Here is a 14,915-nt window from a genome sequence, read left to right as displayed (position 1 = left end):
ATTACCTTTCAAATCGTATATTTTTTTGAAAAAAGGGCGCTCCCAAATAAATACGAAGCCACCCGTATGAGTTAAACACTTATACTTTGGTCATATTGTCTCCTCAGTCGCTTCATATCTTCTTTCGGTGGAAGACCAAACATACGGGAATATTCGCGACTGAATTGTGACTGACTTTCATAGCCAACACGAAATGTCACATCAGCGGCATCAGTTGATTCCGATAATAATAGTCGCCGCGCTTCTTGAAGTCTCAGCTGTTTTTGAAACTGAATAGGGCTCATAGCGGTTACCTCTTTGAAGTGCCTATGAAGCGACGAAACACTCATATTCACTTTCTCCGCAAGCTCCTCAATCCGAAATGACTTGTCATAGTTATTGGTAATATGTTCGATAACGTCTTTAATTTGATGGGCTGAACTACCCTCTATTGCAATTTGTTCGAGCATAACCCCATGCTCCCCTTGCAGAATTCTATAGATAATTTCCTTTGTGAACAGCGGCGCAAGTATTGGGATATCCTTTGGGTTATCAAGCAGTCGAACCAACCTGATGACCGCATCCAACAAAGAAAACTCTATCCGACTAACAAACATGCCTCGCTTAGCATTTTCTTTAGGTCCTACCCGGATTTCAGAATCACGTAAAACCTCTAGGATTTGGTTCACCGTAAATTCAAGTTTAAAACCCAAATACGGAACGTCGGGAGATGCTTCAATCACTTGGGAAGTAACCGGCAAGTTTACGGATGAAACAAGGTATTCTGCAGGATTGTACTCGTATCGCTCCTGCGCAAGCCATACTTCTTTTGCCCCTTGAACCACCATGCAAAAGGAAGGGTTGTACACTCCGTAACTTGGTCCGGACACATCAGAGCGACGTATGAAAAATAAAGATGGAATGGCAGTCGCGTGAACACCATCGTTTTCAGCATAACGCTTAATAACGTTGGCTAGCTCATTTTGCTGTTTAGATATTATTTCCGACATAATATCCTCCTTATTCTTCAATCCTTGGTAGTTTCATTATAATGCATATTCATTTGTATCGGAAGTTGTTGCGAGAGGATTAGGCAAACATTTGCGACGAATAGGCTAAGAGATACCAATTCATTTGGTGCATAATAAGAATGAGCACGGCGACGGATGCCTGTTGTGGATGTAGTGGATAAGATCAAATCCGATTCACAAAACAGTTTCAAAAAAATGGAGGATTTTATATGCAAAAAGTAATTTTGAACAATGGCGTTGAGATGCCAATACTTGGCTTCGGTGTTTTTCAAATGGTAGATCCAAATGAATGCGAACAAGCAGTTTATGACGCGATTATAGCAGGTTATCGCCTGATTGACACGGCTGCCTCTTATCAAAATGAAGAAGCCGTTGGTAGAGCAATCAAACGTAGCGGCGTGGCAAGAGAGGAATTGTTCATCACAACGAAACTTTGGGTTCAGGATACTGGTTATGAGCGTACAAAACTAGCATTTGAAAAATCATTGAAAAGATTGCAATTAGATTATTTGGATTTGTATTTAATTCATCAGCCATATGGCGATGTGCATGGATCTTGGCGCGCCATGGAGGAGTTCTACCTTGAAGGGAAGGTCCGTGCAATTGGCGTAAGTAACTTCCATGAGGATCGTCTGATCGATTTGATTCTTCATAATCAAGTAACTCCTGCTGTAAATCAGGTCGAAACGCATCCTTTCAACCAACAAATCGAAAATGCAAAATTCATGAAGGAGAACAATGTTCAGATCGAATCTTGGGCACCTTTTGCTGAAGGGAAAAATAACTTGTTCCACAATGAGGCATTGGTATCCATTGCGGGCAAATATAATAAATCCGTTGCTCAGGTGGTTTTACGTTGGTTGACCCAAAGAGATGTCGTTGTGATTCCAAAGTCAGTTCGTAAAGAGAGAATTATCGAGAACTTCAACATCTTTGATTTTGAATTAAATCAAGAGGATATGGAGAAGATTGCTGCGTTAGATACTAAACAGAGCCTGTTCTTCTCACATCGCGATCCTGCAATGGTGAGATGGATCGGTACCCGGAAACTTGATATTTAAAGATCTTCTTATTAAAGCCTGTAATCTGAGGATTCACACGCTTTTCTCATTATACAAGCAACATTCGTCTGAAAGGATGTTCTCTAGTATGTCAAATATTCAAGATAAAAGCGAAAGTGTAATTTTCCCGAAAGGTGTTAAAGTTTCAAATGACTATTTCATCGGGGCAGCCTTTCTTGAAATGCTGGTTCCTCACGACAATATCTTTAATTGCCCTATAGTTAATGTAACTTTTGAACCACGTGCGAGAAATAATTGGCATAAGCACCCCGGCGGGCAGATTCTGCTTGTTACCGGAGGCAAAGGATATTATCAGGAAGAGGGCAAACATGTACAAGAGCTTCACGAAGGAGATGTAGTAAAGATTCTGCCAGATGCGAAACATTGGCATGGCGCTACACCGGATAGCTGGTTTACGCATATCGCGATAAATACAAACGTCCAAGCGGGAGCCGTCGAATGGTTAGAGCCCGTAACAGACGAAGAATATAACAATTTAAAATAATCGAAAGAGTGATATAAAATGTCCAATTCTAAAGAACCTACTGTTGCACAAAAACTGATCGGAGATATTGCGCCAAAACTCGCGCAATTAACCGACGATGTTTTGTTTGGAGATGTATGGGCGCGTAAGAATGAGCTTTCCCCTCGTGACCGCAGTTTAATTACTGTTTCCTCTTTATTAACTGGTGGAAATACAGAACAACTGAAATCGCATTTAAATTTAGCAAAACAAAACGGTCTTACGGAAGAAGAACTCATTGAAGCAATAACTCATCTTGCTTTTTACGCTGGTTGGGCGAAGGCGATGTCTGCCATGTTAGTTGCAAAAGAAGTGTTTTCGAAATAGATTGAGATTTTTTTAAAAAAAGGATGGTTTTTACAATGCCTAATAATCAAAATAAGGTTGTCATTATTACTGGTGCCTCCAGCGGTATTGGAGAAGCTACAGCAAAAGAACTCGCATCCAAAGGCGCGAAATTGGTACTAGCTGCTCGTCGTGAAGATCGATTAATGAAACTGCAAGAAGAGATTCGAAATCATGGCGGGCAAGCGATTTACAAAGTAACAGATGTGACGTCGTCTGAACAAATGGAAGAGCTTGCGGAATATGCGCTTAAAGAATTTGGACAAATCGACGTATTAGTTAATAATGCGGGCGTCATGCCGCATTCGTTCCTTTATAAGAAGAAAATTGATGACTGGAACAAAATGATTGACGTAAACATTAAAGGTGTTCTTTATGGCATCGCGGCAGTACTACCTTCGATGAGAGAACGTAAATCGGGTCACATTATCAATCTGTCTTCAGTAGCTGGACACTTCGTTGGGGCTGGAAGCACTGTTTATGCCGGAACGAAGTTTGCTGTACGGGCTATTTCTGAAGGACTGCGTAAAGAAGAGTACGGCAACAACATCCGTTCAACCATTATTTCACCAGGAGCAGTTAAGAGCGAGTTGACGCAGTCCATTACTGATATCGATCTAAAACCTGGAATCGATAAATTATATGAAGATCTTGCGATTGACGCTGAAAGCATTGCCCGTGCCATTGCATATGCAATCGAGCAACCATCAGATGTAGCGATTAATGAAATGATTATTCGTCCTACGCACCAAGAGCGGTAGGAGGTTAAAGTTGCATACACGTCTAAAAAAACTATTTGAAATCAAGGGATATAGTTTATTTGTTATTTGTGTTCTCTTAGTTGGCACTGGAATATCAATTACTCTGCCATACTTGGCTCTCTATTTCACTGAGGACTTGAGAATAAATGCGGGACTCTTCGGTGTTTTTACAGCCGTGAGTTCATTGAGCGGTGTAGTCGCGAACTCCTTAATTGGTAAACACTCGGATCTCAGTCTTGACCGAAAATTAATTATTATTTTAGCCACAGTTTCTTCTGCATTGGGCTACGGTTCATATTTAGTATTTGACAATTTCTTAATTTTACTAATTACCGTTAGTTTCTTTAGTGGTTTGGGGGCAGCCGCGATGCCTCAAATTTATGCCTATGCTCAGGAAGCGGCAATTGAAAGCAACTCCGATGACAAGACTTTTGCAATGTCCGCTTTACGATCACTTGTATCGCTGGGATTCCTGGGGGGTCCTTTGATCGGAACCATCATTCTAGGATCTTTCGGATACAAAGGACTCTTTATAGGGACTTTCGCCATTTTTCTTACAGTTGCATTACTTGTGGTTCTATTTCTGCCTAAAAAAGGTGCCGTTCAAAAAAAGAGACCGGGTATAGGCACAACTCCACTCAAACGCAGGCAGATCTGGTATCCGTTGATTGCCTTCATCATTCTATTTGCGGTCAATGCCATTAACGGCATCGTCACACCATTGTTCATTGTAAACGAGATTCACGGTACGCATGCCGATGTCGGATTTGTTGTTAGTCTTTGTGCTGGTTTGGAGATCCCCATTATGTTCGCACTAGGAGCCCTGGGCAGAAAGATATCGAACCATACTTTGATGATCAGCGCCTGCGTTATCGCAATAACTTACAACATTATCTTAAGTGTTTCAACCCATTCCTGGCAGCTGATGGCGGCACAGCTTTTGCAGGCGGTGTTTGTTGCGATTGTTATGGGCAATGGACTAAGCTATTTCACGGAGTTGCTCCCAAATTCACCTGGGCTGTCCACATCGATCTATTATAACGGGTCCATTATTGGAAGGTTAGTGGGGAATTTAAGCGGTGGTATCATTGCTCAGTATGCAGGGTTTCGTGACGTCTATTGGGCGTGTCTGGCAATTATAATTGTTTCGCTCTTTATCTTATGGTGTATAAGACCTCATAAAGATATTGAAGTAGTGACTACTTAAAGATATCAGACTCAAAGGAGTGTTTTCGTAATGGAGTTTACGAAACTTGGAAACACCGGTTTGGATGTATCTCGTATCTGTCTTGGTTGTATGAGCTTTGGTGTAGCAGAGAGGTGGCATCATCATTGGGTACTTGATGAGGAGGGAAGTCGTCCTATCATTAAAAAAGCTCTTGAATTAGGTATCAACTTTTTTGATACGGCAAATGTGTATGCAGATGGAACGAGCGAGGAAATCGTTGGAAGGGCTCTTAAGGATTATGCTAATCGTGATGAAGTTGTCATCGCGACAAAGGTATTTCACCGTATGCATCAAGGTCCAAATGGTGCTGGACTATCCCGAAAAGCAATATTAAGTGAAATTGATAAAAGCCTCAAGAGACTGGGAACCGACTACGTCGATTTGTATCAAATCCATCGATGGGACTACACTACTCCTATTGAAGAGACCATGGAAGCCCTGCATGATGTCGTGAAGGCGGGCAAAGCAAGATACATTGGTGCTTCAGCGATGTATGCCTGGCAGTTCTTGAAGGCGCTTCATGTGGCAGAGAAGAATGGGTGGACGCGGTTTGTATCGATGCAGAATCATTTAAACCTTATATACCGTGAAGAGGAACGCGAGATGTTGCCCCTTTGTAGGGATGAAAAAATCGGTGTGATTCCGTATAGCCCGCTTGCATCAGGAAGATTGACGCGCGATCGTGGGGAAAGAACACATCGTTCCGATACTGATCAAGTTCAAAAAATGAAATACGATGCGATGGCGGATGCTGATCAATTGATTGTGGATCGCGTAGCGGAACTTGCAGAAAAACATGGAGTTCCCCGCACTCGAATCGCACTTTCATGGTTATTGCAAAAACAACCGGTAACAGCACCTATTGTCGGTACTACGAAGGCGTCTCACCTTGAAGATGCGGTAGGTGCGCTTTTGTTGAAGTTAACGCCTGAAGAAATTGCGTACGTGGAAGAGCCGTATGTGCCACATCAAGTAGTTGGTGCAAACTGACATAACCAAAAGTTTAGCTGCTGTCCCAAATAGTTTTTGGGGCAGTTTTTTTATGCGAAAATTCCTATTTTTGAAAAAACGACGAAGTTGCAAACGATCCGGAAAAGGCATCTCCTTCACTTTGCCCTTAATAAAAGGGCGAACAATATGACAAGTCTTATTCGATAAGGTTCTTTTTATTTCTGCCCTTTTTTAAAACTGGACAAGGCTTCAATACCGGCTTCCCGTCTTCGCCCAGCGCAATCATCTCACCGTCTAGGATCGTTCCCTCCGGCAACTGGACGCCGGCAAACTCTGGGAAACTTAGCGTGCAGTCGTTTTGTTGCCGGGTGTAGAGCTTAATTTTGCCGCAGCTCCCCACATGAAGCAGGCAGCGAAACCCGTCGTACTTGAGCTGATGGATATAGTCGCCTGCCAGCGGCGCGGTGGATTTATGTAAAAGCATCGGCTTTAATGAAATTACGGCGGTCGAAGCCATGCATCGGTTGGGCTTAAAGAAGAATACCTTTTATCGGCGTGTACACATATATGAAGAAAAGTCCGGGACTGAATAAGACCCGGACTTTTTTTTGTTTAGGCGTCTCTGCCGGGCAATATTACTACTCCAAGAAATTCTCTTTGGAACTTTAAAGGATATTTATAGCTTTATAACTATTATAAAGAATATAAAAGGGGGGGATTTTGTGATTGGACAAGTTATCAATGTATTCAGCACGAAGGGCGGCGTTGGAAAAAGTACTACCGTGAAACTATTGTCTCTTGTCGCTAATGAGTTGGGAAAAAAGGTCTGCATCATTGATACATGTGAAAATAGCTCCATCGCTACAGGTTTTCTGCGCGACCGAGATTCGTTTAAAAAAAGTGCTTATGATTGGTTCATCGGCGATGCAAAACCAAGCGAGGTCATCCAACAATTTGGAGACAGCAACATCCACTATATTCCTTCAGACGAACGTATCTGCAGTTTTTCAGATTGGGTCAATCAGAACATTCCCAAGGTAAAACAACTGCAGGTACTAAGCAGTAAAATTGAGCCGCTCAAGAAGGCTTTTGACCTCATCTTTATTGATTCGCACCCGACGGCAACGACCGAACTAGTCCACTACGCGATTGCTGCCTCCGACTACTGCCTAATACCTAGTGAAGTGGATAAAGATGCCGTTGATGGCGCCAACCGTTGTTGCCAAATCATCACGGATTACCAACAAGCCGGGTACGTAATCGATTATGGGATTATGTTTAATAAGGTGGAGTTGGGGTTTAAAGTAAATGAGCAACTTAAAATAATGAAACAAACACTTATCGATCTCGGGGTGCCGGAGGCTAAGTTTTTAGGGAATGTCCGCTATTCAAAAACGGTGACTACGACCAAAAATGAAGGTGTTATGCTCAATCGTACTCGTAACAAATACGCTGACAATGTCATGAACGACATCCGTGCGGTTAATTACCGTATTTCATTCGCTCTAAAACAAAATGAGGTAAATCCATGATGAATATAAATATGGATATGTTGGATAACGAAGATAACAGCCTGAAAAAGAAATTAATTGGTTCTAGTTTACCCGGGCGCCCAAATCGTCTAGAAAAATTTTTCTCATCGGAAAAACCGGCGGCAAAAAAATCAGAGGAGTCCAAAGTAAAAGTAACAGCCGTCTCTCTAAGCACAGCACTATTTGAACATCTCGAGGAATACTGCAAAAAAACGAATCTGAAGAGATCAACTGTCTTAAGTATGGCGTTGGAAGCATATCTGAATCGCCAGATATAAGTTTTTATAATTTTATAAAAAACCTGATTCAACCCTAAAGCGCTGCCGAGCTAGCGCTTTATTCTTTTGTTTTGAGAACTTTCACTCGAGTCGGATCGCAACAACCCGAATACCGGGGATATGTTGAATTTCTGTAATGATCAATTATAAATTTTTATAATCTTTTTATTTTTACAAAAATCGCAAATTATTAAATTTCAACTCCCCTTCTGGGCAATTGTTCCGGATAATATATAGCTATTACTTTTGACCAAACTAAGAAATTTTGTTTTCATTTCCCACCCTCCCCATCATAGATATCGACCGAATACTCCACCCCATTGTTTCGTTTGAAAGCATACACCGAGTACCAATCGGCGGATACTTCCAGGTTTATGCTTGCCTACTTGCCCTTTTTTGGTTTCTGGCGGATGATCTAGCCTCCTTTATCATCCCACTGATTGTATATGCGATTCTGATCTCCGATACGATACGCTTGCTCTTTATTATTCTCCGGAGTATGCCCAGTGTGTATCCAAGCTGACAAGGGGCATCGCACCCCGGATTCTTTAGCTCGAGTTATCGCAGCAGCGCAAAACCGTGCTGATCATCTACGGCATCTCCGTCTTCTTCGGCGGCTGCGCGATTTTCCTCTCCATGCACTACCTGTCTTAGCGCGCTAACAAAAGCTACTCCAAAAAAAACGGAGTAGCTTTTGTTGTTCCCCGAGCCCGATCACCACGTTAAGTCTAGAGTAAACTCCTTCCCCCTCTTTTCCCGGTAAAACGCATAGAAGTCTTCCGGGGTCGCCGTTTCTTTTCCATATTGACCGTGAAATTCATCATGTGAATCGGAACAGATGCATACGCCAAGCCCGTATTTTTTATGTAACTCCAGGAGCTTTTGTTCGATGAGCTGGATGGTTTCCTTGTTATATGTCTCCATCGTTTCATGTACGGGGATCATCGTTTCTTCGATTAACTCGTCAATGATTCTGCTAAATGGAGTCAGATGGTGTATTTCATCAAATCGCTCTCCCGTGATGACACAGCGGTAGTTTGAGACCTTTTTGCTTTCCTCTTTCCAATCTTTTAATCTGGACCTGCAGTATTCGGTGATGGTCGACGTCCCTTTAAAGTGCGTCTCGCTGGCTCTTTCTTTTTGATAACATCCGCAAGATACCGTATTTCCATTTCTCAAATTCACACCTAGTACTTCGGCTTCGTTCCCGCAATCACAGATGCACACATAGAACTGCCCGCCCTCAAACTTCCCTCGGTCCACCACATACAAGCGATTAAATTGTTTTCCGATAGTCATATCGTCATATAATTTCCGTTTATAGCAGCCGCAGGAATGCGTGTGACCATGAACTAACGCACCGTAGGGTATATCCTTTACTGAACCGCATTCACACTGGCAAAGCCACAGGGAAACCCTCGGATGTTTGTTCTCGCTTCTTCCTAATACAGTCAGCATATCAAACACTTGACCGGTTAAATCTTCATGAATGAGACATCCGCAAGACTTCACACTCCCGCTTGTCAACTTCCCATGAACCACCACTTTCTCTCTACCGCATTCGCACCGACAAAGCCATGTACTTACATACTGATCACCACTTTTGATCATTTTCCCTCTCTGAATCACCTTGAGCCGGTGGAACACTTCTCCCGTCAGATCTTCTTTTCTTCGTTCACTGGACAACTCGCGTGCAAGACACCCGCAGGATTGAGACGTGTTGTTGAGCAAATTTGTTTCGAACACTTCCCTTTCGTCACTCCCGCAATCGCACTGACACATCCAATGAAAATGCCCGTTCTCCTTCCGGGAAAAACGCATCACGGTATATCTCCCAAAACGCTTTCCAAGCATCGTGAGCTCCACTTCCTTCTCTCTGGCGCATCCGCAAGATGTGACCTTCTTCGCTTTTAAATTGTGCGTGGTGACATCCTTGTATTTCCCGCAGCTGCATTTGCAGTGCCAGTATTTCTCGTTTTTCTTGTTCGTTTTTCCCTCGACAATGAAGAGTGCGGTTAAGCTTCCAAAGACTTTCCCGGTTAGATCATTGGATTCCTGAGCCGTAGAGATTTTTTCTTGCGGCTGACATCCACAAGATCTCATATTTTTCCGTTCATTGCGGTTTTCCAGCCGGCTCTTTGGCAGGTAGATGTCATCCTTCCCGCAAGCGCACACACATCGGTAAAGAACCTCTCCATTTTTAGGTCGCGTTCGTTGATTCGTTCTTTCTACGACCTTGAGCAAACCAAATGTTCTTCCCGTTAAATCGATTTTGATTCTCATCGCTGCACCTCGCTTCAACTTGGTTACGCCCAAATTATACGAAGGAACCGAAAAAAGATATAGACTGTTCTTTACCGGCATATTATAATATGTTATAGGAAGAGATTCGGTAGTCCACTGACAATAGAAACAAATTCGGTAGTCCACTGACAATAGAAACAGATGATGATACAATAATGACAAACAAATGAAGAAAGGGTTTCGCTTTATCAGCGAAGCCCTTTCTTCTTTCGATAACCAAATGTTACCACAAATGAACTATGAGTTAACTTACCCACGGACGGGTGGCTGAACTTCTGCCTCTACCATTTGTACGGATTAGTGCTACTTGGACGGGAGTGACCAAAAACTTCTGCAACGTACCGTTCGATGATCTGGTCACGCAACAGCCCCATTAGCTCCTCCATGGTCCACTTGAACTTGTGGTCATATACCTGTTTCCCATTTTCATCGAGCCGAGGTACCAGGACTTTGCCTATAGCCTTTCCCCCGGAATTTCTCTGCCAGACAAACCGTCCCTTGTCATCCCGGGCGTAATCTTTTTTGGCAACGACCGGGTTTAGCTGGGCATGTGCCGACACGTGTTCCATGATTTTCTCTTCGATTTCATGACCTGCGCCACACTTGCGCAACGTTATTACTCAGCAAGAACATACATCCCAAGATCGTACAAGATCTTCTTGGTCATTCATCGATCAAAGTTACAATCGATCTCTATTCACACTTGTTCCCAGATATGACCGCCAAAGCAGCTTTTGCTATGGAAGAACTTCTAACAATGAAAAATTGACTTTCCTACCAAGTCCCTACCAAAACGCATAAATCGCCAAATCCCCTACCAAGAAAATCTTTAAATCCCTTATAGGACAGGGTCTCTCAGCCGCACAGAAAAAAAGAGACCCTCCAACGGGGAGGGCATCGCGTTTTGAGGAGGATTTCCGGAGGTATCCTACTGTAATCTAATATGTCTCCCTGAGCACTTGATTTACAAGGGCTTCAGGGATTTTTTAAATCATGCAATTTCCTTGTGTACCCCTTAAGAACCGATTATTATTTATCATTCCCTACCAAATCCCCTACCAAATTTCCGAAAAGCGCTTTTGACCTCTTCGCTGCCAGCGCCAAATGGGGACCAACTAGTAACAGTTGTCCCCATTTGATTTTAATTTTGTTTCCAAATAATTTTCCTAAGCCCATCCGCATATTGCTTTAATATTTGATTTACAATTTTCATTTCATCAATAATTTCTTGGTAATGATCGTATTCTTTTTGGATTTCTTGTGGCGGTTTCTTTTTATTACCGTCTGCTGATTTTTCTGTGTCATACCATCTTTTAAAGGCAGCTTGATACTTTGTTAAATGGGGTCTTAACCCTTTGTTAAGAATGTCCCTGCTTAAATTTAGCAAATCCTGAGTTCCTGGTTCATCTAAATATTTTGCTGGAATATTCTTCATTTCAGTTCTTATAACACCGAAAAGGTTATACCAAGAGTTATATAAATCCTCAATAACATCTTTTTCTGGTTCTATATCTATTGCTGCTTTTCTTGTTTCTAATTCAACAAGTATTCTATGGGCAATATAAATATTTTCCTTGCTTCGGTCGACTTTTGCCTTTACCTTAACACCTGCTCCAATTTCCACTTCAATGTCAGCTGTCCCAAATATTTTTTTTGAAAACCAATGGAATAAGTTGAGCTTTTTCAATAAAAAAATTAAGCAAATTATTAAAAAAAGGAATATAAGAATCGACCAGTCGGATGTGATTGTTAAAGCGGGTTTTTTCCAATCTAGTCCAATATTGATGATATCCTTCATCTTCTCCCACCTTAACTAGAAACGTTTTACATATCTATTATTCGACATACGATCTCTTGTATTATTTATGCGGTCTGTATTTTTTCTATATTCAAAAGCATATTGAATCCATTTTTCTAACTCAGCTCGTTTTCTGTCAATTTCCTGCTTAATAAAGGGATTGAAATGAGAAAAGTTCCAACCATTAGGGGGGGCAATACTCTCCCAATTTATCAATAATGCGTATCCTGTTTGAAAGGTCCGACCCAATTGATCCGTCGTTTCTCGATAGTTGTCTTGAAATCTTGAGGGTAAGGGTCCGGAGTTAGGCAACAATATTCCAAGCAATCCATTGTTGCTTCTTGAACCATATCCCCGTAAAGACGAATATATTTCCCAATCCACCCATTTTCGAGACCATGTTTCACTTCCAATTAAAACAATTGTCACTGTCGAATCCTTTAAATAACGAGTTCGGATTAACCCCAGGATATAGTCGTTATCGCTGCTGTTTATTGCTTGAGGAAGCGAACGATTAATAAAAGCATCATTTCTTCCGTAAAAATCACGAATTATATTTGCATAATGTTGATCTCTACTGTGCTGGTAACTTACAAATACTTTATGGGTCATATGATTCCCCCTTATCGATCTGTTTTTAATTGCCCATTTAAGGCATGTGTAGAACTTGCAGTTTCCAGAAGGTATTCGTAATTTGTAGAACCACTTCGAATAGAATTAAGATATCTATTTAGCCCAACAACGCCTTCAATTGCATGTACGATAACCAAAAAACTAGGGAGATATGTTACATCTTTCAAAGAAAGGGTTGATAGATGCTTATCGGCTTTTTTTCCATAACCAACCTCGTAAGGAACCCACCAAGAGAATTTTGTTTTCTCACTAACAATACACATGACATGACTCGAATTTGATATTCCTTTTTCTATAGAGCTAGTAATTCTTGCTGCGTCATTTCTTTCGACTGCTCGTTGAAGCTCTTCATCATAAATATCTAAGTAAACATTATATCCAGCATTCATTATATAATCGCCGATTTTGATTGCTGCATCCTTATCGACACTGATATGGGATAAGAATATACATATACTCTTTCCTGTCGTATTATTTGATGCGGTTTCGTAAAGACCATAACTATTTCTAATCGCAAAATTTTTTCCTCTAGTAGCCATTCAATAACCCTCCTTGATTCCATAAATATCCTTATACTATTATAGCAAATACAGTCAGTTTTCGCTGTCGAAATACAACGAAACAATTACATACGACTTAGAAAAGACGAAGTCGCCCGTCAAAGGCAGGTGCTGTAATTTGAGCATGAAGCAAGCAGAATACGTGGATGCGCTTATGACTGAGGAAGATCATTTAATTCAAGAAATACGTTAACTCCTACACCTATTAGACGGTATGGGAGTTAGTGATGTTACGCTGTTGCTTAATTATGTTCGTCGTTCCCTCTGGTTTTGAATATAAAAAGGGTAAACCTTTTGAAAAGCTAAATGGTACCTATATTTTTCCAATACAAGTAGCCGTTCTTTTCGCGTTCGCTTAACTTATTTGCATCGAAAGCGTAGTCGGAATATATGAGATCTTCTTTTTGTTTGGTTGTATGATTGATCTTATACATCGTAATGTTACTGTCCATATATCTCGCCCATGGGTTTAGGTAATATGGATGAGTAGGATCAAAAAAACCTAGGTGCATACCCCATTTGTGAGACTTTTTTTTCCACTTTTGTTGTCCCTTATCCTTGCCTCTTGTAACAATGTATGGTACACAATCGAGTTTTTGCTGATTCTCATGTTCGGTCACCATAGCACCGATGCCAAAATGGTGAAATAAAAACTCTAACGCTTCCTTGGGGACGTGTAAATTTTTGTTCTCTTTATTTTTCCACACCAAGTCCATCAGCACTTCTTCAAAGAATAGAATACGAACAATGTGATCGTGTTGTAGTTCATTTAGTTTTTCACGGTCGTCATTAGCTCCAGCTTCTACGTTCTCGTTAAGCTTTGTTAAAGCGTCCTCAGACCAAAAGGGGTTATTCATGTGGGCGATATTTTCTGCATTTTCATCGATACCGGTCCAGCTTGGCAGGAAGTCTTTTCGGATGTGATGGAATTTGAAGCTTGGACTAAACTTATTGTCATTTAACAGATGATGTAAGTCATCTAGCAACCGGGGCTTTGTACGAGTGTACCTTGCCACTTTGGTATCTTTTCGTCTGCTCATAACCATTCTCCTTACAATCAATTGTTATGGGTATTTTACAAGTTATAGTTTTTGCCTGTCACTTTACTGATTAGCCTTCGATGATCCGTATCGTACTCACATTGATAATTAGATTGTACCAGCGGCTTTTAATGTTACTGATGCTCGCCATCTTCGTCTGAATCACTTTGTTGTTCCAGTCGATCGCGTACAGATTGGAAGAAATGCTTCATGCTTCTTTTCCATTCTTCTTCGTAGGCAATGGGATCAATAAGATTTAGAAAACGAAATCCAATAACGCCTTCTCTCCCGTTTTGTCCGTTTCCTATAATCATCTCAGCAGGGTAGGCAACGCCTAAACGATTTAACAACTCACTTAGTAAAACTTTATCATTTAAAACGAGAGTCTCTCTTTCATGATCATCTGTAGCAAATACCATTCTGTGCTCCTTGACCCTTTTGTACTTTGCGCCAAACATTTTTGCTGTCCCTGTTTGGGGATCATTAAATGGTTTAATTGTTAAGCTTTGCATCTGTTTCAGAGCTTCATCAGGAACCCATTTGCGAAGATTACCATATAAAATTTTGTCGGCAGCCCAATCCCATGCCTGTAATTTCATTTCTTTTTCAATCTTTTTGGATTGTTCGATTTGAATATAATTTTTAATCATATCATGTATTTCTTCATAGTACGTGGTAACGCTCAAATTAAGGAATTTGTTTTCGATGTTTTCAAAATATCGTGGAAGATTGATTCGAATGATTTTAAAAATAAAAGTATTATCATCATGCGTATTCCGAAAAGTTTTAGCCACCTATTCCGAAAAGTCTTGGGCATCGAATCCGGAAAGTCTTAGCCAGCAATTCCGAAAAGTCTTGGGCACCCATTCCGGAAAGTCTTAGCCACTTTTC

17 protein-coding genes and 1 pseudogene are annotated in these 14,915 nt (G+C 41.2%); 9 read left to right on the top strand and 9 right to left on the bottom strand.

Annotated elements, in window-relative coordinates; translation table 11 throughout:
• Window positions 1-71 precede the first annotated feature (71 nt).
• Complete coding sequence (locus FPZ49_RS24120) at window positions 72-989, bottom strand: AraC family transcriptional regulator (RefSeq protein ID WP_144851889.1); 918 nt, start codon at window positions 987-989, stop codon at window positions 72-74.
• 230 nt (window positions 990-1,219) lie between these two features.
• Here FPZ49_RS24120 and FPZ49_RS24115 point away from each other — a divergent pair, with 230 nt between their 5' ends.
• The 6 genes from FPZ49_RS24115 to FPZ49_RS24090 all read left to right on the top strand — a co-directional run bounded on the left by FPZ49_RS24115 (window position 1,220) and on the right by FPZ49_RS24090 (window position 5,918).
• Window positions 1,220-2,071: an aldo/keto reductase gene (locus FPZ49_RS24115; RefSeq protein ID WP_144851887.1), complete on the top strand. Its 852-nt coding sequence runs from the start codon at window positions 1,220-1,222 to the stop codon at window positions 2,069-2,071.
• 88 nt (window positions 2,072-2,159) lie between these two features.
• Window positions 2,160-2,576, top strand: a complete 417-nt coding sequence (locus FPZ49_RS24110; RefSeq protein ID WP_144851885.1) for a cupin domain-containing protein — start codon at window positions 2,160-2,162, stop codon at window positions 2,574-2,576.
• An 18-nt stretch (window positions 2,577-2,594) separates the two neighbouring features.
• Window positions 2,595-2,921, top strand: a complete 327-nt coding sequence (locus tag FPZ49_RS24105; protein ID WP_144851883.1) for a carboxymuconolactone decarboxylase family protein — start codon at window positions 2,595-2,597, stop codon at window positions 2,919-2,921.
• Between the two features lie 35 nt (window positions 2,922-2,956).
• A complete protein-coding gene (locus tag FPZ49_RS24100) occupies window positions 2,957-3,700 on the top strand; it encodes an SDR family oxidoreductase (RefSeq protein ID WP_144851881.1) in 744 nt (247 codons plus the stop codon).
• 10 nt (window positions 3,701-3,710) lie between these two features.
• Window positions 3,711-4,907, top strand: a complete 1,197-nt coding sequence (locus tag FPZ49_RS24095; RefSeq protein ID WP_144851879.1) for a sugar efflux transporter — start codon at window positions 3,711-3,713, stop codon at window positions 4,905-4,907.
• 30 nt (window positions 4,908-4,937) lie between these two features.
• Entirely contained in the window at window positions 4,938-5,918 is a 981-nt protein-coding gene (locus tag FPZ49_RS24090) for an aldo/keto reductase (protein ID WP_144851877.1), read from the top strand.
• 157 nt (window positions 5,919-6,075) lie between these two features.
• Here FPZ49_RS24090 and FPZ49_RS24085 read toward each other — a convergent pair whose 3' ends face one another.
• The gene (locus FPZ49_RS24085; RefSeq protein WP_144851875.1) at window positions 6,076-6,396 is read right to left on the bottom strand and encodes an ATP-dependent DNA ligase; all 321 of its coding nucleotides are present in this window, start codon (window positions 6,394-6,396) and stop codon (window positions 6,076-6,078) included.
• Window positions 6,397-6,601: 205 nt separating this feature from the next.
• Between FPZ49_RS24085 and FPZ49_RS24080 the strand changes: the two genes are divergently transcribed.
• Window positions 6,602-7,411, top strand: a complete 810-nt coding sequence (locus FPZ49_RS24080; RefSeq protein ID WP_186446046.1) for a ParA family protein — start codon at window positions 6,602-6,604, stop codon at window positions 7,409-7,411.
• Window positions 7,408-7,689: a hypothetical protein gene (locus tag FPZ49_RS24075; RefSeq protein ID WP_144851871.1), complete on the top strand. Its 282-nt coding sequence runs from the start codon at window positions 7,408-7,410 to the stop codon at window positions 7,687-7,689. Before FPZ49_RS24080 ends, FPZ49_RS24075 begins: the two co-directional genes overlap by 4 nt.
• Before the next feature lie 714 nt (window positions 7,690-8,403).
• Here FPZ49_RS24075 and FPZ49_RS24070 read toward each other — a convergent pair.
• Both FPZ49_RS24070 and FPZ49_RS24065 read right to left on the bottom strand, forming a co-directional pair.
• Window positions 8,404-9,972, bottom strand: a complete 1,569-nt coding sequence (locus FPZ49_RS24070) for a hypothetical protein (protein WP_144851869.1) — start codon at window positions 9,970-9,972, stop codon at window positions 8,404-8,406.
• Between the two features lie 302 nt (window positions 9,973-10,274).
• A complete protein-coding gene (locus FPZ49_RS24065; protein WP_144851868.1) occupies window positions 10,275-10,562 on the bottom strand; it encodes a hypothetical protein in 288 nt (95 codons plus the stop codon).
• 20 nt (window positions 10,563-10,582) lie between these two features.
• Here FPZ49_RS24065 and FPZ49_RS24060 point away from each other — a divergent pair.
• A pseudogene (locus tag FPZ49_RS24060) lies at window positions 10,583-10,762 on the top strand (tyrosine-type recombinase/integrase); the annotation flags it as partial.
• Window positions 10,763-11,134: 372 nt separating this feature from the next.
• On the opposite strand, the gene FPZ49_RS24055 reads toward FPZ49_RS24060, so the two are convergent.
• From FPZ49_RS24055 to FPZ49_RS24035, 5 genes are all read right to left on the bottom strand, one after another.
• The gene (locus tag FPZ49_RS24055) at window positions 11,135-11,791 is read right to left on the bottom strand and encodes a hypothetical protein (RefSeq protein WP_144851866.1); all 657 of its coding nucleotides are present in this window, start codon (window positions 11,789-11,791) and stop codon (window positions 11,135-11,137) included.
• A gap of 15 nt (window positions 11,792-11,806) precedes the next feature.
• Window positions 11,807-12,403 (bottom strand): TIR domain-containing protein, encoded by a 597-nt coding sequence (locus tag FPZ49_RS24050; protein WP_144851864.1) that lies wholly within the window; start codon window positions 12,401-12,403, stop codon window positions 11,807-11,809.
• Window positions 12,404-12,414: 11 nt separating this feature from the next.
• Window positions 12,415-12,963, bottom strand: a complete 549-nt coding sequence (locus FPZ49_RS24045; RefSeq protein WP_144851861.1) for a toll/interleukin-1 receptor domain-containing protein — start codon at window positions 12,961-12,963, stop codon at window positions 12,415-12,417.
• A gap of 323 nt (window positions 12,964-13,286) precedes the next feature.
• Window positions 13,287-14,024, bottom strand: coding sequence for a hypothetical protein (locus FPZ49_RS24040; RefSeq protein ID WP_144851860.1), 738 nt, complete (start codon window positions 14,022-14,024; stop codon window positions 13,287-13,289).
• Window positions 14,025-14,158: 134 nt separating this feature from the next.
• Window positions 14,159-14,818 (bottom strand): hypothetical protein, encoded by a 660-nt coding sequence (locus tag FPZ49_RS24035; protein ID WP_144851858.1) that lies wholly within the window; start codon window positions 14,816-14,818, stop codon window positions 14,159-14,161.
• Window positions 14,819-14,915 lie beyond the last annotated feature (97 nt).

This window comes from Paenibacillus cremeus (assembly GCF_007786445.1).
Taxonomy (GTDB): Bacteria; Bacillota; Bacilli; order Paenibacillales; family NBRC-103111; genus Paenibacillus_G; species Paenibacillus_G cremeus.
The sequence above is the reverse complement of the archived record's forward strand: the minus strand, read 5'-3'. Positions and strand labels throughout refer to the sequence as shown.

Coding starts and splice junctions, on each gene's coding strand:
- FPZ49_RS24120 (WP_144851889.1), bottom strand. CDS start 989: ATGTCGGAAATAATATCTAAACAGCAAAATGAGCTAGCCAACGTTATT.
- FPZ49_RS24115 (WP_144851887.1), top strand. CDS start 1,220: ATGCAAAAAGTAATTTTGAACAATGGCGTTGAGATGCCAATACTTGGC.
- FPZ49_RS24110 (WP_144851885.1), top strand. CDS start 2,160: ATGTCAAATATTCAAGATAAAAGCGAAAGTGTAATTTTCCCGAAAGGT.
- FPZ49_RS24105 (WP_144851883.1), top strand. CDS start 2,595: ATGTCCAATTCTAAAGAACCTACTGTTGCACAAAAACTGATCGGAGAT.
- FPZ49_RS24100 (WP_144851881.1), top strand. CDS start 2,957: ATGCCTAATAATCAAAATAAGGTTGTCATTATTACTGGTGCCTCCAGC.
- FPZ49_RS24090 (WP_144851877.1), top strand. CDS start 4,938: ATGGAGTTTACGAAACTTGGAAACACCGGTTTGGATGTATCTCGTATC.
- FPZ49_RS24085 (WP_144851875.1), bottom strand. CDS start 6,396: ATGGCTTCGACCGCCGTAATTTCATTAAAGCCGATGCTTTTACATAAA.
- FPZ49_RS24075 (WP_144851871.1), top strand. CDS start 7,408: ATGATGAATATAAATATGGATATGTTGGATAACGAAGATAACAGCCTG.
- FPZ49_RS24070 (WP_144851869.1), bottom strand. CDS start 9,972: ATGAGAATCAAAATCGATTTAACGGGAAGAACATTTGGTTTGCTCAAG.
- FPZ49_RS24065 (WP_144851868.1), bottom strand. CDS start 10,562: ATGGAACACGTGTCGGCACATGCCCAGCTAAACCCGGTCGTTGCCAAA.
- FPZ49_RS24055 (WP_144851866.1), bottom strand. CDS start 11,791: ATGAAGGATATCATCAATATTGGACTAGATTGGAAAAAACCCGCTTTA.
- FPZ49_RS24050 (WP_144851864.1), bottom strand. CDS start 12,403: ATGACCCATAAAGTATTTGTAAGTTACCAGCACAGTAGAGATCAACAT.
- FPZ49_RS24045 (WP_144851861.1), bottom strand. CDS start 12,963: ATGGCTACTAGAGGAAAAAATTTTGCGATTAGAAATAGTTATGGTCTT.
- FPZ49_RS24040 (WP_144851860.1), bottom strand. CDS start 14,024: ATGAGCAGACGAAAAGATACCAAAGTGGCAAGGTACACTCGTACAAAG.